This window comes from Butyrivibrio proteoclasticus P6B7 (assembly GCF_000622085.1).
GTDB lineage: Bacteria > Bacillota > Clostridia > Lachnospirales > Lachnospiraceae > Butyrivibrio > Butyrivibrio proteoclasticus_A.
Window position 1 is genome coordinate 115359 of the sequence record NZ_JHWL01000011.1, and the last position, 20337, is coordinate 135695.

Annotated in this window: 18 protein-coding genes; 5 read left to right on the top strand and 13 right to left on the bottom strand. The window is 43.5% G+C overall.

From position 1 onward, the window contains the following. Positions 1-426: 426 nt before the first annotated feature. Positions 427-1731, top strand: coding sequence for a flagellar filament capping protein FliD (gene fliD, locus T541_RS0109750; RefSeq protein ID WP_026652555.1), 1305 nt, complete (start codon positions 427-429; stop codon positions 1729-1731). Between the two features lie 205 nt (positions 1732-1936). On the opposite strand, the gene glf is transcribed toward fliD, so the two are convergent. From glf to rfbG, 7 genes are all read right to left on the bottom strand, one after another. Continuing rightward, complete coding sequence (glf, locus tag T541_RS0109755) at positions 1937-3106, bottom strand: UDP-galactopyranose mutase (protein ID WP_026652557.1); 1170 nt, start codon at positions 3104-3106, stop codon at positions 1937-1939. Positions 3107-3255: 149 nt separating this feature from the next. Beyond that, the gene (locus T541_RS0109760; protein WP_026652558.1) at positions 3256-3594 is read right to left on the bottom strand and encodes a hypothetical protein; all 339 of its coding nucleotides are present in this window, start codon (positions 3592-3594) and stop codon (positions 3256-3258) included. 367 nt (positions 3595-3961) lie between these two features. Next, on the bottom strand, positions 3962-4696 hold the full coding sequence (locus tag T541_RS0109765; protein ID WP_026652559.1) for a zinc ribbon domain-containing protein: 735 nt from the start codon (positions 4694-4696) through the stop codon (positions 3962-3964). Between the two features lie 51 nt (positions 4697-4747). Next, positions 4748-6349 carry a glycosyltransferase gene (locus T541_RS0109770; protein WP_026652560.1) on the bottom strand — a complete coding sequence of 534 codons (1602 nt, stop codon included), beginning with the start codon at positions 6347-6349 and terminating at the stop codon, positions 4748-4750. Then, positions 6342-7235, bottom strand: coding sequence for an NAD-dependent epimerase/dehydratase family protein (locus T541_RS0109775; RefSeq protein ID WP_026652561.1), 894 nt, complete (start codon positions 7233-7235; stop codon positions 6342-6344). The genes T541_RS0109770 and T541_RS0109775 overlap by 8 nt, the downstream gene beginning before the upstream one ends. 4 nt (positions 7236-7239) lie before the next feature. Beyond that, the gene (rfbH, locus tag T541_RS0109780; RefSeq protein ID WP_026652562.1) at positions 7240-8607 is read right to left on the bottom strand and encodes a lipopolysaccharide biosynthesis protein RfbH; all 1368 of its coding nucleotides are present in this window, start codon (positions 8605-8607) and stop codon (positions 7240-7242) included. A gap of 2 nt (positions 8608-8609) precedes the next feature. Further along, positions 8610-9674: a CDP-glucose 4,6-dehydratase gene (rfbG, locus tag T541_RS0109785; RefSeq protein WP_026652563.1), complete on the bottom strand. Its 1065-nt coding sequence runs from the start codon at positions 9672-9674 to the stop codon at positions 8610-8612. A gap of 113 nt (positions 9675-9787) precedes the next feature. On the opposite strand from rfbG, the gene T541_RS0109790 reads away from it, so the two are divergent. From T541_RS0109790 to T541_RS0109800, 3 genes are all read left to right on the top strand, one after another. After that, positions 9788-10813: a glycosyltransferase gene (locus T541_RS0109790; RefSeq protein WP_026652564.1), complete on the top strand. Its 1026-nt coding sequence runs from the start codon at positions 9788-9790 to the stop codon at positions 10811-10813. A gap of 15 nt (positions 10814-10828) precedes the next feature. Further along, on the top strand, positions 10829-11914 hold the full coding sequence (locus T541_RS19320) for a hypothetical protein (RefSeq protein WP_051538183.1): 1086 nt from the start codon (positions 10829-10831) through the stop codon (positions 11912-11914). Positions 11915-11985: 71 nt separating this feature from the next. Further along, positions 11986-13071, top strand: coding sequence for a GGDEF domain-containing protein (locus tag T541_RS0109800; RefSeq protein ID WP_026652566.1), 1086 nt, complete (start codon positions 11986-11988; stop codon positions 13069-13071). 34 nt (positions 13072-13105) lie between these two features. On the opposite strand, the gene prfB is transcribed toward T541_RS0109800, so the two are convergent. The 4 genes from prfB to dtd all read right to left on the bottom strand — a co-directional run bounded on the left by prfB (position 13106) and on the right by dtd (position 17730). Continuing rightward, positions 13106-14248, bottom strand: a complete 1143-nt coding sequence (prfB, locus tag T541_RS0109805) for a peptide chain release factor 2 (RefSeq protein ID WP_026652567.1) — start codon at positions 14246-14248, stop codon at positions 13106-13108. 24 nt (positions 14249-14272) lie between these two features. After that, a complete protein-coding gene (secA, locus tag T541_RS0109810) occupies positions 14273-16837 on the bottom strand; it encodes a preprotein translocase subunit SecA (RefSeq protein ID WP_026652568.1) in 2565 nt (854 codons plus the stop codon). A 100-nt stretch (positions 16838-16937) separates the two neighbouring features. Further along, entirely contained in the window at positions 16938-17246 is a 309-nt protein-coding gene (locus T541_RS0109815) for a hypothetical protein (RefSeq protein WP_026652569.1), read from the bottom strand. 34 nt (positions 17247-17280) lie between these two features. Beyond that, positions 17281-17730, bottom strand: coding sequence for a D-aminoacyl-tRNA deacylase (gene dtd, locus T541_RS0109820; RefSeq protein ID WP_026652570.1), 450 nt, complete (start codon positions 17728-17730; stop codon positions 17281-17283). Between the two features lie 208 nt (positions 17731-17938). Between dtd and T541_RS0109825 the strand changes: the two genes are divergently transcribed. Further along, positions 17939-19417 (top strand): hypothetical protein, encoded by a 1479-nt coding sequence (locus T541_RS0109825; protein WP_026652571.1) that lies wholly within the window; start codon positions 17939-17941, stop codon positions 19415-19417. A 23-nt stretch (positions 19418-19440) separates the two neighbouring features. Here the strand turns inward: T541_RS0109825 and T541_RS0109830 are convergent, their stop codons facing one another. Together T541_RS0109830 and T541_RS0109835 are read right to left on the bottom strand one after the other, a co-directional pair. Further along, the gene (locus tag T541_RS0109830) at positions 19441-19746 is read right to left on the bottom strand and encodes a LiaI-LiaF-like domain-containing protein (protein WP_051538184.1); all 306 of its coding nucleotides are present in this window, start codon (positions 19744-19746) and stop codon (positions 19441-19443) included. A 2-nt stretch (positions 19747-19748) separates the two neighbouring features. Further along, positions 19749-20336: a hypothetical protein gene (locus T541_RS0109835; protein WP_026652574.1), complete on the bottom strand. Its 588-nt coding sequence runs from the start codon at positions 20334-20336 to the stop codon at positions 19749-19751. Position 20337: the final 1 nt, after the last annotated feature.

Consider the following 20337-nt stretch of genomic DNA (forward strand, 5'->3'; position numbering starts at 1 on the left):
TGTGTGCGCGCCATATTTATACTATTTTTTGGCATAAAAAAAAGACCTAAAAATTCATGTCGCCTGTCTAATATAACATACACGCATAATTCCGTCAATCACATTTTCAATTTTGTCATTTTAATTGATGGAAAAAAATTTTTCAACCCCAATTATAATATTTCTATAAATAATTTTTTGCACACTTCTATATATGTAGTAGCTCTTTTAACAAATTATACCATATATTGAAAAAGAGTAATCATAAACCAGTATTTATGCGGCTTCTTTATACTTTTTTATGATTTAATCGCTTGACAATTGACGATATTTAAGTAGAATAAAAGTAACTAAACGTGGCTTTGAATGCCCTCGTGCGACTGATGTCAATGGATTGGCAAAGGAAATTTACTCGTACGTTATCAAGGAAGAAAGGAGGGGCAGACAATGGCAGGAATTTCTCTAAATGGCGCATATAACCATTTCATACAAGATTATGTTTCCAAGGATGTATCACAGGCTGATGCCCATCGTAAAGATGAGCTTCGCGATGTGTACAAATCAATTGCAAAGATCAATAAAAAGTCCCCTCTCTATCTGTTGACGGATGACGACGCATCAAGGAACGATGCTATTGATATAAAAGAACGAGCAAGGCAGCTCCAGGGAAATATAGTACGCTTAAGTAATCAAGAGGATAAATCTTCTCTTGATCATTCGTCTGCGTACACAACTGACCAGGACACTGTAACAGCTTCTTATATAGGAAAAGCTCCTGATGGAAATCTCGAAAACCTGGGATTTGACATCAACGTTCTTTCACTTGCATCCGAACAGGTCAATACAGGAAGATATCTTCCTAAGGATTCAACAGGATTACCACCAGACAATTACGCCTTTGATCTTAAGATCAACAACCAGGAATTCGAGTTCCAGTTCAGCATCTATCAGAACGATCGCAACATCGACGTTCAGGAGAAGCTGGAAAAACTCATCAACAAAGCAGGCATAGGCGTAGAAGCAAGTATAAAAGAGGATAATCAGAACAGATCCGCTCTGGTTCTCACCTCTTCACATACAGGACTTAAGGCAGGAGAAGGCTCACAGTTCGAGGTATATGAATCAGCCAGCGGCCTAAGGACAGGCTCAGTTGATTACCTTGGTCTTGATAAGATATCCAGCCCAGCCAGCAACGCTCACTTTACATTAAATGGAGAAGACCGAACATCCATATCCAACAAATTCACCGTTGGCGGCAAGTTCGAACTCCAGTTAAAGGGCGTGACAGAGCCTGGCCAGGACATTCATGTAGGTGTTAAAAAAGATAACGAAGCCCTGATGAACCACATAGATTCGTTAGTATCCAACTACAACGCATTCGTCACAGGAGCTTCCGATATTGAAACCCAGAAGTTTAAAGGTGACAAGCTTAAATCCGAGATCATAGGAATCGCCAAGCAGTACATGACCGGCATCGAAGACATCGGAATAAAGCTTGAAGGAGACGGAACCCTTTCTATAGATGAAGAAATGCTTAAACAGGCGATCTCAGGGCCAGAAAGCGAAGCCTCCCTTAAACCGGTTAAAAACTTTGCAGACGCACTCATAGCTAAGACAAAAGATATCTCTGTTGACCCTATGAAGTACGTAGACAGACCAGTTGTTAACTATAAGAACCCTGATAGTAAGGATTACACATCGCCATACATCACCAGCGAATACTCAGGAATGATGTTCAACAACTATTGTTAAGGCATATAAGGGCGTGATAATTCACGCTTAAGTCACCTTGCTGCAGCATCGTGACTTGATCTTATAAATGCTGTGGCCACGAAGATGGCAGCAGCGAAAAAGAAGCAGTGGACTTAAGACGTTCACTGCTTCTTTCTTATTTATTATTATTCATCTGCACACTCATGCGTGCTCTTAAACTCAGATCAGACTGGCCGCCACAAGTTCACTGCTCTGCAGCCATATCAAGGGCTGCTCTCACAACCTGATCCATATTGTAGTACTTGTACTGTCCAAGTCTTCCACCAAAGAGAATTCCTGAATATTCCTTAGCCATCTCAGTATACTTAGCATAAAGAGAATTGTTCTTTTCATCATTCATTGGATAGTAAGGCTCATCGCCGTGCTTCCATGTGGCAGGATACTCGTAAGTTACTATAGTGCCCTTACCCTGACCATACTCAAAGTGCTTGTGCTCAATAACTCTTGTGTATGGAACCTCGCGCTCAGTGTAGTTCACAACTGCGTTACCCTGGAAGTTGTCCACATCAGGAAGATCCTTAGTCTCAAACTTAAGGGATCTGTACTCAAGAGTACCAAGCTTGTAGCCGAAGAACTCATCGATCATACCTGTGAAAAGAACTTTCTCAAACTCATCACCGGATACGCTCTCGAAAGGCTTAGCTGGAACACTGCCCTCCATCTTAATGAAATCATAGAAATCAACGCCAGTCTTAACAGTAATATTGGCATCATCAAGAATTCTCTCAACCATTGCTGTATATCCGCCCATTGGAATACCCTGGAAACGGTCATTAAAATAGTTATTATCATAGATAAATCTCATCGGAAGTCTCTTGATGATAAAGGCTGGAAGCTCCTTGCAGTCTCTTCCCCACTGCTTCTCAGTGTAGCCCTTAACAAGCTTCTCATAGATATCGCGGCCTGCAAGACTAAGAGCCTGCTCCTCAAGATTATCTGCAGAGAAGGTATCTGTGCCCTTCTCACTGTTGATCCTCTCGATTTCCTTATCAGCCTGCTCCTTAATGATCTTCTTAGCATCCTCAGGAGTTCTGATATTCCACATCTTGCTGAAGGTATTCATATTGAATGGAAGATTGTAGAGCTCATCCTTGTAAACAGCAACTGGGCTGTTGATGTAGTTGTTGAACTCTGCAAATCTGCACACATACTCCCAAACCTCCTTGTCAGATGTATGGAAAATATGAGCACCATACTTGTGAACATTGATATCCATCCTGTTCTCAGTATAGATGTTACCAGCAACGTGATCTCTTTTATCTATTACAAGAACCTTCTTGCCGGCTGTAGCCATCTCTCTTGCAAACACAGCGCCGAACAGACCGGCTCCCACAACTAAGTAATCGTATTTCATGTATTATCTCCTGTTAAAAGAACTATTTATTTGAAATAGACATTTGTGCAAACTGTCCAAATCCCATTACACAAAAAATCTCTGCGGACCAAATTCAAAGTCCGCAGAGATTATAACACATTATGAATTTCTATTAAAGGAAATACAAATTAGTCCTGTGCCTGGTACTTATCAAGCTGTGAGAAATCACCCATCATGTCAAGGATCTTCTTACGTCCAGCCTTGTTAAGCTTAACGTACTGCTGCATTACACGGTTCTCAACAATCTTCTTGCCAAGATCTGTGCCCTGCTCAAGAGTAGAAAAGTCAACTGGGTTAAGATTCAAACGATCACACATTTTGATAACTGTTCCGTAAGCCATTCCCTCAATTCCCCTATCTAATGCTGTAACAAGTGTGCTGTATGGAATAGACATATCTATTGCAAACTGTCTGACACTCTTATACTGCTGTAAGATTTCCTTCTTTAAAATCTCTGCCTTTGTCATGTCATTACCTCCTAATTTATTTAAATCTTGCGAAAGTCTTTCCTTTTGCACAAACAAGTCTACCACATAGACGGTTTTTCGTCATTCACTTTTTAGGGGAATTTTCGTATAAATTTTTATAAAGAATGACGACTAATTTTTGGCATTTTAACGAAAATGCGACTGATAACAAGAATTTGCGAAAGTGTTCACACTTTTTTCACAATTCATTGTTATACTGAAAGACTTTTTACCGTTCACGACATCCTACCTGATAAATTTATCACGGACAATTTAGACAAAAATTAACGAAAAAACAAACAGCATAAAATGCTGTTTGTTAAACATTAATGTATGAAATTTAGTTTCCCACTAATCATCGGTTTCCTCAGAAGCCCCTTGTAGCCTCAATTCTATTGGTCAAAAATGCTATAACTTCATTGTAGCTATCTTTCGGAATACTATAAATTTTATGCACATTTCCCTCACATTGAATGTCCACAGAGCCCATTTTCTTGCGAACATCGGACACCGTTTTATACAAAACCACTTCCTTCTTGAGCTGCGTGTCGGACGTAAACTCAAGTCGTTCAGAATAGAGCCTTAGAATACCCTCTTTAAAACCACTTGTAGCTCTGATCTCTATCTCAGGCTCGTCCTCCCCAAGAAGCACATCAAAATCCTTGCCTCCATTCTGGGACACCATCTCAGGCTTAGTAAGTTTGACCTGTCCGCGACCAGCAGCAGGCACATCCTTAGGATCCACCTTGGTCACATTAGTCTCAATAAGTCCCGTAAGGGTATTGTAATTAGCCTTTATATCATAATCACTTGAAAGAAGCAGCTGAATGGACTTATTCCTGATATTATGCCTGAACTTCAGATTGTGAAATCCAGCCCGGGCGCTAAAGCAGATACTCTCGCCAGGCTTAACTTTATACAGCTCGCTATCATCCACAAAAACCATCATATCATGAGCAACGCTATGCCTCTGTCCAGCACACGCAATAGTGATAAGATAATCCTTGCCAGCCTCGAATAATTTAGCCCCGCAGAATGGGCAGAAATTCACATTATCCTTGATGTTGTTATTTAACTGCTTATTACAATTAGGACAATTCATTCAGATAATCTCCCGCTGCAAAAAGTATCATTATATAGATAATACCACAAATTACTCCGTCAAAACAGACACATCTCCAACATTGCCATCTGCCCCGGAAAACATGTTAATATCCACTTCCTGCTTCTGATCCTCGTATCCCACAAGAAGTCCGTCCTCCTTAAGATACTGGGCCGCCCTGAGCTTGCTGACACTCTCCCTGTCTGCAATCACCACATCAAAAGAATGATCCTTAAAAGGAAGCCTTGTGGTATTAAGCTCTCCATAAGCCACTTCATCCGCCACATTCCTGGCAATTCCCGCAGCGAAGCTACTGTTGCACACCCCTGCCACATATGCATCCTTCATGCATCCCTTGATAAAAGAGCTATTGGCCCCAAAGCCGCAGGTAAAATCAAGAATTCTTAGAGGCCTCTTTTTCTCCTCGTAATAATCCAGCACCTTGGAAATAGCCTCACTGTCATGAAGGTAATACTCCCACACATCAAAGCCCCATTTATCCACAAACTTCTGCCTGCTCTTTTCCAAGGCATCCTCGTGGCCCTCGAAGCCGCTTCCACCATTGTGATAGATCAGAGCATTATTGCACAAATACTGCTTATATCCTGCCCTGGCAATCCTGATTCCAAGGTCATCATCCTCAAAATACCCAGGAGAAAACACCTCATCAAAGACCTTTCCATCCGGGCACACAAACCTCATGGCATCCCTGGACAGTAGCACCGCAAAGCCCGTGAACCTAAATCTCGGTTCAAAAGAGATATCTAATAACCCACTATTGTGCTTTGCATAATCCCTGAACACCTGAAGGCTCCTTGTAATTCCCAGCTTCTTATGCCAGTCCTCTTCCAAGGATTCACCAGCAAACTCCTCAAAGCAAATAGGGTCAATAGTCTGCAACGAAGCGTTGTTGGAAATACCAGAGGCTGCCCCCACATTTATATCATCATATAAAGCCATTCTGAGCCAAAATAGAGCGTTTTTCATAAGGACTGCATCATTGTTAAGGAAAAAGATATCATTGCCAGAATCGCAGTGTAATACTCCTAAATTGCATCCCTTTGGAAAGCCAAGATTCACGCCGCTTTCCACCATCTCAAACCTATAATCTGCTTCATTTTTCTTACTTCTAAGATACTCTAAAACCGTCTCATCCTTAGAAGCGTTGTCCACCACCACAATCTCATAGCTTCCAGCTGGCATTGTGTCCTCCACCGACTCAACACAAAGCCTCAAAAGCTCCGAATCCTCGTAGGACAAGATCATAACACTGACGTTTCTTACCCGCACATCGGGCCTTTTCCTGAAATCCGACAGCTCTTTTTGCATATAATCCTTATCGTCCCCTTCAGGGCAATAAAATAACGCCATTTCAAGGCACAGAAATGCCTTGCTGGCGTTAATATTGGAATAATATAAATATAGCATGTAAAAGAGCTCGTAATTCTCCGGATCTGCACAAAGACCCTTCTGGATGGCAGATAGCTCCGCACCCACATCAAAAAGTCCCTCCCAAATGGAAGCCTCAAGGGTATAGAATCTACTCTTTGTGGCATCATCAAAGTCCTTGACCCTGCCCAGAAACTCCTGATACTCAAAAAGAGCTTCTCTGTAATCGCCTGTTGCAATTAACTCCTCAAGCCTCTCAAACATTCAGATAGTACCTCCTGATGGTCTCTTCAAAAGAAATCTTAGGTTCAAACCCTGTATCTGCCTTAAGCTTATCGATGGAAGTCTTAAGAGATACGAAGGGTTCAGGTCTATTGCCAAACTTAAGTAAACTCTCGTCTTTGCCTGCAATCTCTGCAGCTTTTATACAAAAATCACGAAGCGGTCTGTAGGATCCGTAAGCGATATTGTAGGCCTCGCCGTCTCGTCCCTTCTCACCTAAAAGAACTATTGCCCTTGCCGCATCAGCAGCATCAAGATAATCCCAGTACTGCTCACAGGAGCTAAGATTGGTCACCTGGTCACTTTGGAGATTAGCCATAAGCTCAGGAATCATGCGGCCCTCTGGCTCGTATTTGCCAATAAGACTAAAGATCCTGCCCCACACAAAGTGAACTCCAAGCTGCTGGGCCCTTCTCTTAAGCAGATAAAAGGCTGCGATCTTGGCAGCACCATAGGCTGTAAAGGGCTCTGGTAAAAGATCTTCTGTGATAATACAGTTCTTTACACCGTACTCAGCCTGGGATCCGATTCCAACGAACCTTGCTCCCAGCTTGCCAGCTGCCTCCATAAGAGAAAGAGAAGCCTCCACGTTCTTGTACTGGGCCTCGAAGTCATCCCTTGCGCCGCCCCAGGCCAGGTGGAAAACTGTCACCTCATCGCCCTCAGAAACCTCCACCAGCTCTGAAAGCTTCCCGAATTCAGACATATCAAGACAGATCTTCTTAAGCTCAGAAGACTCCTGAAATCTCTGATTGTGGGAAGACTTCTTGCGGCCAACTGCATAAACCATATAGTTGTCATCAAGAAGCTCTCGTACAAGGTTAGCGCCTGCAAATCCGTAAGCGCCAGTGACAATCGCCTTTTTCATAGGATCACCTGCCGCAAGCCTTTCTGATCACGCTTGCCATAAAGTCAATCTTCTCATCGTTCATTCCTGGATATACACCGATCCAGAATGCGTTGTTCATGATGAAATCTGTTGTATCAAGACCACCTACAACTCTGTAAGCATCTGTTCCTCTAAACTCATCAAAGCATGGGTGCTTGATGATGTTACCGCTAAATAAAAGTCTTGTCTGAATGTTGTTTTCTTCGAGAGCCTTAGTGATGCTGTTCCTAGTAATAGCCTCACCATTTGCCTTCTTGGCATCCTCTCTAACACTCATTATAAACCCAAACCATGATGGCTTGCTATTGTCTGAAGCCTTAGGAAGAATAAGAACATCTGAAAGGTCCTCAAGGTTCTTATAAAGTCTGTCCCAGTTCTTACGTCTTGCATCAGCAAAGCCAATAAGCTTATCAAGCTGAGCGCAGCCAACTGCTGCCTGCATATCTGTTGCCTTTAAATTGTAGCCAAGGTGTGAGTAAACGTACTTGTGGTCATAGCCCTGTGGGAGCTGTCCGAAAGTACCGTCAAATCTTCTTCCGCAGAAGTTGTCCTTTCCTGGAGGGCATACACAGTCTCTTCCCCAGTCTCTGTAGCTGCGAACCAGCTTGTGAAGAAGAGCGTTGTTAGTATAAACACATCCGCCCTCACCCATTGTGATGTGGTGTGGTGGATAGAAGCTGGAAGTTCCGATATCACCCCAGCAGCCTGTAAATCTGGTCTCGCCGTCAATTGTGTACTCTGAACCAAGAGCATCACAGTTATCCTCAACAAGCCAGAGATTATGCTTATCACAGAACTCTCTAACTGCCTTAAGATCAAATGGATTACCAAGAGTGTGTGCGATCATAACAGCCTTGGTCTTAGGAGAAAGAGCTTCCTCAAGCTTAGTAACATCAATGTTATATTCAGGAACAGTAACATCCACGAATACAGGAATTGCGCCGTACTGCATGATTGGTGCAACTGTTGTAGGGAATCCACAGGCTACTGTAATAACCTCATCGCCTCTCTTAATCTGTCTCTCCTTAAGCTCTGGCGCTGTAAGTGCCATGAATGCGTTAAGGTTAGCGCTGGATCCACTGTTAACAAGACTTGCATACTTAACTCCAAGGAGCTCTGCAAATCTCTTTTCAAACTCGTCAGTATATCTGCCGGCTGTAAGCCAGAAGTCCAATGAAGAATCCACAAGATTAACAACTTCCTTCTCATCAAAGACTCTTCCTGAGTATTGAATTCTGTCTCCCTCTGTAAAGCCCTCGTTATCAACCTTCAAAAACTCGTTGTAGTACTTAACTACAAGCTCCATTATTTCTTCTCTAGCAGCCTTCATAGCTGACATATCCTTATTCATTATCACATATTCCTTTCACTAAAATATTCCCTTATCTGCTCTCTTGTGGCATCTCTGCCCTCACCCTCAAAATACCTTGCTGTCCAAAGAGCTGTCTTCTCGATAGCCATATCGATGTCCCAGTTAGGCTTCCAGCCAATCCTTGACTTGATCCTTGAGCAGTCAAGCTTAAGGAAGTTAGCCTCGTGTGGGCCTCCGTCAGGTTTAATCTTAATCTTGATCTCACCGCCGCCGCACTTTTTGTAGCTCTTTGCAAAAAGATCTGCAATATGACCGGCAGTTACTGCGTCGCCCTCATTAGGTCCCACATTGTAAAAGCCCGCATAGCTCTTGTCCTCATACTGCTTCTGAACCAGCATAAGATAAGCTGAAAGAGCCTCAAGCACATGCTGGAAAGGTCTTGTGGAATCAGGATTCCTAAGAACCAGTGAAGTGCCCTTTTCTGCAGCTCTTACGCAGTCAGGAATGATCCTGTCCTTGGCAAAGTCGCCGCCACCTATTACATTACCAGCTCTGGCAGTGGAAACCGCCAGCCCCATCTGGTTAAAGAACGAATTGATGTATGAATGGGTCACAAGCTCAGAACATGACTTGGAATTAGAGTATGGATCGAAGCCATCCAGCATCTCATCCTCTCTGTATCCCCATTCCCATTCTCTGTTAAGATATACCTTATCTGTTGTCACATTGAGAAAAGATCTGACACTCTTGCTATTCCTCACGCACTCGCAGATGTTAACTGTTCCCATAACATTGGTCTCGTAAGTGTACCTTGGATCCTCATAGCTGTCCCTAACAAGAGGCTGGGCAGCCAGATGCATCACAATCTCAGGCTGAGCCTTTTCAAAGAACTCCTTAAGCTTATCAAAGTCCCTGATATCCCCAATGCAGGATGTGATCTCTTTGTCCACGCCGGAAATAGTGTAGAGATTTTCATTACCCTCTGGAGCAAGTGCATATCCATACACCTCAGCTCCTGCCATGGTGAGAATATTGCAGAGCCAGGCCCCTTTAAACCCAGTGTGGCCCGTGATCAGAACTCTTTTTCCCTTATAAAAATCCAACATATTTATGCACCTTCTATTCCTAATTAATGCAAAAAACATTTTACCTATGAATTATAGCATGATAACATTAATAATATAGGGATTCAAGGTGATTGAAAAGCGGAGGTGCTTAAATGGTCACAGTAAGTCTTTGCATGATTGTAAAAAACGAAGAAGCAAGTCTTGGCACATGTCTTAAGAGTCTTGAGGGAATTGTGGATGAGATGATCATCGTTGACACAGGCTCTACTGACAGGACCATCGAGATAGCCAAAGCCTATGGAGCCAAGGTCTACAACTTCAAGTGGACAGGAAGCTTTAGCGATGCCCGTAACTATGCCTTTTCTCTTGCAACCTGCGACTACATCTACTCTGCAGACGCTGACGAAGAGCTGGATGAAGAGAACCGCAGAAGATTTAAGGACCTTAAGATCGACATCGGCGAGCTCAACGTGGACATCGTCCAGATGTACTACTGCAATCAATTGTCCTTCAGAACTGTTTACAATTACGACAGAGAGCTTAGACCCAAGCTCTTTAAGAGAGTCCGCCACTTCATCTGGCAGGATCCTATACACGAACAGGTAGCTCTTGACCCTGTTGTTTCCAACAGCGAGATAGAGATTATCCATAGACCTAAGGAAAGCCACGCAGGCCGTGACCTGGAGTCCTTCAGAAAAGCCACCGCAGAGGGCTATGTCTTTTCACAAAGGCTCCACAACATGTACGCCAGAGAGCTGTTCATGGCAGGCACAGCCGACGATTTCCTAAAGGCTAAGCAGTTCTTCACAGAATCCGTCATGGACAACAACAGAGGCCTTGACGAGATTAAGGAAGCCAGCTGCGTTCTGGCCCACATCGCCGTCCTTGAGAACGACGCAGAAGCGCTTCTTAAGTACTCCCTTAAGGATGCCACCACAGACATGTCCAGCGAGATGTGCTTTGAGCTGGGGGATTACTACTTTGCTAAAAAAGATTACGACGAGGCCATTGTCTGGTACTTCAACGCCGCCTATGAATGCAAGAGCATTCTTGATATCAAGAAGAGCGGCTCAATTCCAAGACTTGCCCTGGCAAGATGCTATAGAGCCCTTGGCAATGAAGAACAGGCCACAGACTTTGAGCGTGAAGCCTCTGATATAGAAAATGAGAATTATTAAAGGAATACAGCTACAATGAATCGAATTAACAAAGCCGGAATGGCACTTCTATTAACTTTTACCATGTTACTTGCCTGCTTAACCGGCTGCACAGCTAATAAGTCATCTAATCAGGAGGCCACCAAGGCTGAGCCTTTCGATGGTTCCAACTACCTGGAGATATCCACAATAACTGCATCTGGAGAAAATCTTAAAGAGGCGGCTGAGAATTATCAGCCGTCCCTTAATTATGATACGGCTCTAAGCGTCCCAACCTATGTAACCTGCGTTGATGACGTTTGGTTCATCGTAGACTGCTATCACAACAGAGTCATCTACTCCGAAGATCTGGGCGCTCCCCTCAACCAGTGGTACATCATGTCCAGCGACGTGACACAGCCCCACACCATAGCCAGCGACGGCAAGGTCTATATCATCGACGACACCGAGAACAACCGAATCCTGGTCTATGAAAAGGAGGACGGCAAATTCATCAACACCCAGGCCCTCTACAACGTGGGCTCTCGCCCTCATTACACCGTTTACGATGAGGTCACCGACACCTTCTACGTTTGGAGCTCCATAACCGGAGAGCTTTACTGCTTTAGACACACCGCCGATTCCACCAGGATCTACCTTACAGAGATCAAGAAGATTCCAGAGCTTGACGGCATCTACGTTAGATCTTTTTCCATTATCGATGGCGACATCTACTTCGTATCAGGAGTCAGCGACGACAGTTCTAGTGGCTACACCTCACAGGTTTTGTGCTGCAGCCTCTCTGACCTTTCTGTAAAAAGAGCTTACGACGTTCCGGATGAGCTTGCTGGAATGGTACAGATAATGCCTATCGGCGACTACTACTATATCTCCTCATCAACTGACAAGTATGGTTCACAGGATTACGCCACTCTCGTGCGCACCAAGTCCTTTGAAGACCTTGCCAAGGGTAATTATGAGGATGTTTATTCACAGTATTTCATTGGCGGTGGAACACCTTACTACATGTCTCAGGTTGGGGATACCTATTTTCTTACAGAGCACAGATTGCAGGGTCACTCCATCTGGTCCTTTAAGGTGGATAAGCCAGGAAATATCACAGAAGTTACAGCCCTTTATTAATGTTATCTTAATTTTGCTTTTAATTTTGCGTTATTCCGAGTACAATATGTACAGAGGAGTTATGTGTTGAAATGAAGATTATTGATAATGCAAGAACTTTGCTGAATTTATATAGGGATTATAAGACCATGGACGCTCGCGACATGGCCGATTTTTATGAGTCCAAGTGTAAATACTATCAGGGCTACGTTGGAATCAGCGTTATCATTGGAGCCCTTGTTTCAATTACCTTTATCTACTCTGATTACCTTCTAAATGGGTCCTTTTCTCCAACTTTAATTCCCAGATTTTCCATTCTTTTTTCAATAGCTATTTTCCTTATAGTCACACAGCTATGCCACTCAAGGGCTGTAACTGTATTCATGGATCACTTCTTAACCCACGCCATTATATGGGCCACCATCTGGTCTATTTATCATCTTGAGAATAAAATCCACGCCAGCGAAGGCTTCATCATTATGAACCTCATCTTCCTGACTGTGGGCTTCGTATCCAAGCCAAAAGAGAGCCTATACTCCTCCCTTTTGTTTATAGCAGAGATCTTTATCTCAAATTCCTTTAATCACTATACTAACCTTGATATAATCCTGGCTCTGCAAATTCCATGTGCTCTGGCAGTATTTCTATCTCACTTCCTTTTGATGCTGTTTTACTTAGACCACTACAGAGTTCAGCAGCAGCTTGAGCTTGCCATGGTAACAGATCCACTGACCCAGGTTTACAACAGACACCTTCTTGAAAAGATCGTTACTCAGAATGCCCTTAAAAATGTGGAAAATGTCCCTGTTGCCATCGCCATGCTGGACATCGACTTCTTCAAGCAGGTCAACGATGAGCACGGTCACTATACTGGCGACCTGACCCTCCTATACATGGGTCAGAAGCTGGCCAAGGAAACCCACGAGAACGACTACGTCATCCGCTACGGTGGTGAGGAATTCATCATAATCTTCAAAAACTGCGACGTTAACAATGCCTGCGCCCGCATGGAGCAGTTCCGTCGCGACATCGAATCCTCCGACGATACCCCCGTTCCATTCACCATTTCCGTCGGCGTCTCCAAGTACACCGGCGACTTCTCAAAGACCATCCAAAACGTGGACCACGCCCTCTATAAAGCCAAGAACACTGGCCGCAACAAGGTTGTGGTTGTTTAAAAAAAGCCTCCGGCAAATGCCGAAGGCTTTAATTTTATTCTTCAGTTGTGTCACCAACTGGCTTACCGCCGGTTGCGAGCCACTTAAGGTATGCATTGATGAATGGATCAAGGTCGCCATCAAGAACGCCGTCCGCGTTAGATGCCTTGAAGCCTGTACGTGTGTCGTTAACCATTGTGTATGGCTGAAGGACATAGGAACGAATCTGGCTGCCCCATGCGTTATCCTTAACCTCACCACGGATACCATCAAGCTTAGCCTGGTTCTCTTCCTGCTTCATGATGAAGAGCTTAGCCTTCAACATCTGCATAGCCTTGTCCTTGTTCTGGAACTGAGAGCGCTCATTCTGGCAGGCAACAACTACACCTGTAGGAATATGTGTGATACGAACCGCTGATGATGTCTTGTTGATGTGCTGTCCACCGGCACCACTTGAGCGGTATGTATCAATTCTAAGATCATCTGGATTAATTTCAATATCAACATCTTCTTCGATATCTGGCATTACGTCACATGATACGAAAGAAGTCTGTCTCTTAGCCTGTGCATTGAATGGACTGATACGAACAAGTCTGTGAACACCGTGCTCAGACTTAAGAAGTCCGTAAGCATTTGTTCCTGAAATCTGGAATGTAACTGACTTAATACCAGCTTCATCACCATCAAGAAGATCAAGAACCTCTGTTGTGAAGCCCTTTCTCTCTGCCCATCTTGTGTACATACGATAGAGCATTGATGCCCAGTCACAAGCCTCTGTTCCGCCTGCACCAGCGTTAAGTCTAAGGATTACATCATACTTATCATATGGCTGGTTGAGAAGGTTGCTGATACGAATGTTCTCAAGAGTTGTCTCAAACTCATCAAGCTCAGCTCTGATCTCTGCTGCCATATCGTCATCATCAACACCCTCTGCATTCTGCATATCGATAAGATCGATGATGTCACCATACTGGTTATTGAGCTTCTCGATTGTCTCAACAAGATCCTGCATGTTTTTAAGATCTTTTGTCTTCTTGTTGGCCTTCTCTGCGTTGTCCCAGAAATTAGGCTCTTCCATCTCACGTGAAAGCTCTTCGATTATCTTTTTCTTAGTATTCAAATCCAGAGAAGCAGTAACTTCTTTAAGTGTATCCTGCAGATTCTGGATCTCAATTTTCATCTGATCAAGTACTACCATTTCTTACTCCAATTCTAATAACTATTACATCTTACCGTGGCAGTTCTTATACTTCTTGCCACTTCCACATGGACATGGATCGTTAGGATAAACCTTAGGCTCAACTCTCTTAGTAGGAGTCTTAACTGCGGAATCATCCTTGTTAGTTCCTGTAACCTTGGCGATCTGCTCACGCTCAACCTTCTCTTCGATGTGAACGTGGAACAAGAGTCTAACTGTATCCTCTCTGATAGCCTTAGTCATATCATCGAACATCTCATAACCAGCAAGCTTGTACTCAATCTTAGGATCTCTCTGGGCATAAGCCTGAAGAGTGATACCCTGACGGAGCTGATCCATATCGTCGATGTGATCCATCCACTTTCTGTCGATAACCTTAAGGAGGATGACACGCTCGATCTCACGGATTGTCTCTGGCTCTGGGAATTCAGCTTCCTTAGCCTCGTAAAGCTTAACTGCCTCTTCCTTAAGCTGCTGCTTAAGTCCGTCCTTAGTAAGGTTGTCAATTCTGCCTCTTGTGATCTTCTTAAGAGGAACTGTTGGAAGAAGAAGCTCATTGAGCTCTGCAAGGTTCCAGTCATCTGCGTTAGTAACCTCACCAACTACTGTCTCAACGCTGTCTTCTACTATATCTGTAATCATCTTGTAGATAGAATCGCGAAGTGATTCTCCATCAAGAACCTTCTTACGCTCTGCATAGATGATCTCTCTCTGCTCGTTGTTAACCTGGTCATACTCAAGAAGGTCTCTTCTTGCACCGTAGTGGTTAGACTCGATCTTCTTCTGAGCTGACTCAATGGCACGTGAAAGTGATGCGTGCTCGATCTCCTGGCCCTCAGGAATCTTAAGTGCATTGAACATTGCAATAAGTCTCTCTGAACCAAACAGACGCATCAGATTATCTTCAAGTGAAAGATAGAACTTAGATTCACCAGGATCTCCCTGACGTCCTGAACGTCCACGGAGCTGGTTATCAATTCGTCTTGATTCATGTCTCTCAGTACCGATGATCTTAAGACCACCAGCTGCTCTTGAATCCTCATCAAGCTTAATATCGGTACCACGACCAGCCATGTTAGTAGCGATTGTAACAGCGCCATGCTTACCAGCCTCTGCTACGATCTCAGCCTCCATCTCATGGAACTTAGCATTAAGTACCTGGTGCTGGATGCCTCTCTTTCTAAGGAGCTTAGAAAGCTCTTCAGAAGCCTCAATTGTAATAGTACCAACAAGTACTGGCTGTCCCTTTTCGTGAGCTGCCTCAACTGCATCACAGATGGCGTTGAGCTTCTCTCTCTTTGTCTTATAAACCGCATCCTGAAGATCCTTACGGATAACAGGCTCATTGGTAGGAATCTCGATAACATCAAGTCCGTAAATATCACGGAACTCTCTTTCCTCAGTAAGAGCTGTACCAGTCATACCGCACTTCTTCTCAAACTTGTTAAAGAAGTTCTGGAAAGTAATAGTAGCAAGAGTCTTAGACTCTCTCTTAACCTTAACATGCTCCTTAGCCTCGATAGCCTGGTGGAGACCATCAGAATAACGACGACCTGGCATGATACGTCCTGTAAACTCATCTACGATAAGGACCTCATCATCCTTAACGATATAATCATGGTCCTTCTGCATAAGGTTGTTAGCACGAAGAGCAAGGATAATGTTGTGCTGGATCTCAAGGTTCTCAGGATCAGCAAGGTTCTCAATACGGAAGAATCTCTCAACCTTAGCAACACCCTGCTCTGTAAGGTTAACGATCTTATCCTTCTCATTAACGATGAAGTCACCAGTCTCTTCTCTCTCAACACCCATGATGGCATCCATCTTGGAAAGATCTTCCATATCCTCACCACGAGTCATCTGCTTGGCAAGAATATCGCAAGCCTCGTAGAGCTTAGTTGACTTGTCAGACTGACCAGAAATAATAAGAGGTGTTCTGGCCTCATCAATAAGGATGGAGTCAATCTCATCGATGATAGCAAAGTTAAGGCCACGAAGAACGCACTGTTCCTTGTAGATAGCCATGTTATCACGAAGGTAATCGAAACCAAGCTCATTGTTAGTTACGTATGTGATATCGCAGGCATAAGCTGCCTTTCTCTCTTCTGAAGTCATGCTGTTAAGAACGACACCAACTGTAAGTCCTAAGAACTCATGGATCTTACCCATCCACTCAGCATCACGCTTAGCAAGGTAATCGTTAACTGTAACCACGTGAACACCCTTACCAACGAGGGCATCAAGATATGAAGGAAGTGTAGCCACAAGGGTCTTACCTTCACCAGTTCTCATCTCAGCGATACGGCCCTGGTGAAGAATGATTCCACCAATAAGCTGTACTCTGAAGTGCTCCATTCCAAGTACTCTCTTACCAGCCTCTCTTACTACTGCGTAAGCCTCAGGCATGATATCATCAAGAGTCTCGCCATCTGCAAGTCTCTTCTTGAACTCCTCAGTCTTGCCTCTGAGTTCCTCATCTGACAGCTTCTGCATATCTGGTCTCATAGCCTCGATAGCATCTACTGTAGAGCGGATTCTCTTAAGCTCTCTCTCACTGTGTGTTCCAATAATCTTATCAATAATACTCATCTCTATACTCCTGAAAAAAGGGTGCACTAACCCAATATTTTAGCAAAAGTCCGTTGTACATTGTAGCAGATTTACCCAAATACTTCAACCAATAACAAGCTCAGATTTCATCTGCTTTTACTCCGAATCCAAATATTCGTCTTAATGTAAAAAGAGCTATCATCACACCGATACAGATAATCTGGTTCACAGATATTATTTGCTCCCCATGTGTATCCCTTAAGAAATCCAGTAAAATCTTAGCTCCCCCGCCGCAGCACCCCGAAAAGGCGCATCCGATCTTACCTACGCCGTACATGTAGGGACAGACCAGTCCATAGGCAGTTATCATTTTGTCTTTGTACTGAGGATATAGTTTCGAATAGAAAAGAACTCCCAAAAGCGCAAGTATTATCATAAAGAAATACATATATTATCCCAAATCAAGGCATACAAATGCCATCTTACTTCATAAAGTCCTTAGTATCAAGGAGAATGGTCACTGGGCCGTCATTAACTGACTCAACCTTCATGTCTGCGCCAAACACTCCTGTTCCCACTTCAAAGCCTCTGTTTCTGCACTCTTCCACCACAAGCTCATACAAAGGCTCAGAGATTTCCGGTCTTGCCGCCTCTGTAAATCCAGGTCTTCTGGAGCTACAGTCCGCATACAGCGTAAACTGGCTCACAATAAGGAGCTTAGCCCCGGCATCCTTAGGTCCAATATTCATCTTGCCATTTTCATCCTCAAATACTCTAAGGCCGCAGATCTTGTCTGCAATCTTCAATGCCTGCTCCTTGGTATCGCTGGTATGAACCCCTAAAAGAACCAGGAAACCCTTATCAATTGATGATATCTCTTTTCCATCTATCTTAACTGATGCTGATAAAACCCTGGTGACAACTGCTCTCATACCCTTCTCCTTTATCGTTTCCAAACGCTTATTCCGAAATATCTTTTTACATACTATAGACAAGTATACTGCAACATTTTTCATTTTCAATCTGTATAATAAGTGAGGATAAATTGATAATATCAGCAGTCACAAGACTGTAAATCACAACAAATTCAAAGAAAGGAATAATCCGCCGAAATCACCAGGGACAGGATTGAAAGAAATCATGCTAAACAAGAAAGCATTTAAAAAATCAGGGAAGATAGCAAGCCTTATTCTTGGCATTATTACAGCCATTAACTGTACAGGTTGTAGCTTTTTTGGAATATCCAATATCAGCTTCGGAGACAATTCAGCAACAGAAGAAGCCAGTGAAGAATCAAGTAAGGATGATAAAGACGCAGAAGATCAGGACGCGTCCAGTGAAGATTCTGAAAGTTCTGAAGAAGCCTCCGACAATGAAGATGAAGATTCTTATGACGCCCAGGCCTATGTAGACCCAATAGAGGCTGCTCCAGGAGAAGAGCTTTCCAAAAAGGAACTTGAGAGCTTTGCTGAACTGTTTAGTACCCAGGAATACGGCGGACTTTTAACCCATTCCTACGAAACTGTTAATGACATAGACTGGTACGACGTATTCTATCTGGGGGCAGATATCATGGAAGATACCACCGACGAAGAGCAGGCAGATTACTATGCCTACACCGGATACAGCGATGAAGTTTACGGCGTATACTCTTTTGACAGGGCTACCCTTGAAGCCTACATCACCAAATACACCGGCGTTGAATTTAAGCCAGGTACTGTTCCCTTCGACGGCGTATACCTTGAAAAGTACGACAAATACTATGTTCAAAGGTCCGAAGGAGGCGGCTATTCCTATCAGGTTACTGATGGTAAAAAAGATGGCGACACCTACTACCTTCGTGTTACTCGTGGATTCGACTATGAAGCAGACATGATCTACTGCTGCAAAGAGGAAAACGGCGTATTTATGGCAGTTTCCAACCAGACCATGTGGGAAGAAATCTGCAGCCAGATCATAGACATTGATATGCCACAGTACGACGGCAAAATTCAGCTTATTGTATGTAATGATTATGAAGTCAGAATGATACAAAACAGAAATCTGTTAAACGCCTTTAGATGTGACCTGGAGTCCATTGCCGAGGTAGAATGTACCGACATCAATGCCGATGGCAGAAACGACATTATCCTTGTTGGTAACAAGGACTCCAAAGAGCACATAAGAATTCTTTTGGATGGCGGCAGAGATTATTACTCCTCTACCCTTGAAACCCTTGGCCTTACCCTGGAATCAGAGCTTTCCTCCTACGACATGGATTCCATAAAGAACTATCTCTTTTACTATGTGTCAGAAAACGAAAAGAGCTATTCCATTGGAGAAGCCTACTCACAAATGATCTTCATCAACCACTTTGATTATTCATTTAAGTACACCCTGGTGGATGTAAATGATGACGGAGTTATGGAGCTATGCGAAGACTCCAGCAGTAGTAACAGTACCACAATAAACGTCTACACCTTTGAAGATGGCTACATCAAACAGATATTTACTTATTATGAATACCCTGGTTCTGAGGGCTTCTATTCAGATGATGCCTATGCAGGCCTTGATCCGGAAACCATTAAAGGAACTGTAGGCTATGCAGAGGCAATATATAAAGCACAGGAGCTTGATTAAAGCTACTGTGCTCTGATGCCAACTTACCACACTCCGTTGGCGCTGATATATTGTAAACACATATCTGCCCCCGCCATACCCATGGCGAAGAACGTAATAATTATCAAAAGAAATATGGCGGCCTTGTCGTAGACTATCTTTTCCGTCAGGAAGTTGGAAATCAGAAGCTCTATGCCAAGGCCGATTATCATTATTGGCCATAGCCTGAAGATGCTCTCATAGCTGATAATCCCAGTTATCAGATGCAAAAGAGCTGCCACTCCCAGGGCAATCATGGAAAGCCCTGCAGTTATGGAGCCAACCCTGTGGACTCTCATAGTTTTTTCCATAATCACGCCTCCTTAGAATCCTTCTGCTCGATAAAAGAGCTACTATTAACAACCTGGGCCTCCACAGTAGGAACTTCCATCTGCTTCTTCTTGCCGCGGATAAGAGCCAAACCACCAAAGATAAGTGCGATGGCAACTGCAATATTAGGAATCTTATAGATGATAGGATACAGGAACTCCCAGTAATAATCAGGGATAAGTCTTACTATGATCTCAGAAACATAGTTCCAAAGCATTCCAAGACCAACAATAATAAGGACTGCTGCCATAATACCTCTCATCTTAGCGCTTGATACCTTTGCTACTCTGTCTCCCAGGAACTCTTCCCAGATATACATATCCTCATGTTCAGCAATGCTTGCCTCGTCCATCTTGGACACATTTATAGCATGGAAGAATCCAAAGAACCAGATAAGTGCTGTAGTAGCTGCAAATGCGCCAAATTCTGTGGTTCCAAGGAGCACTATAGACAGCGCAAAGGCTCCCATCAGAGTAAGTCCGTTTTTAAGATATCCAATGTACATCTCTGCTGCTCCTGGGCAGAAGATGCATAAAAAAGTAAAGAATCCGTTTTTCTTCTTAGGTTTCATA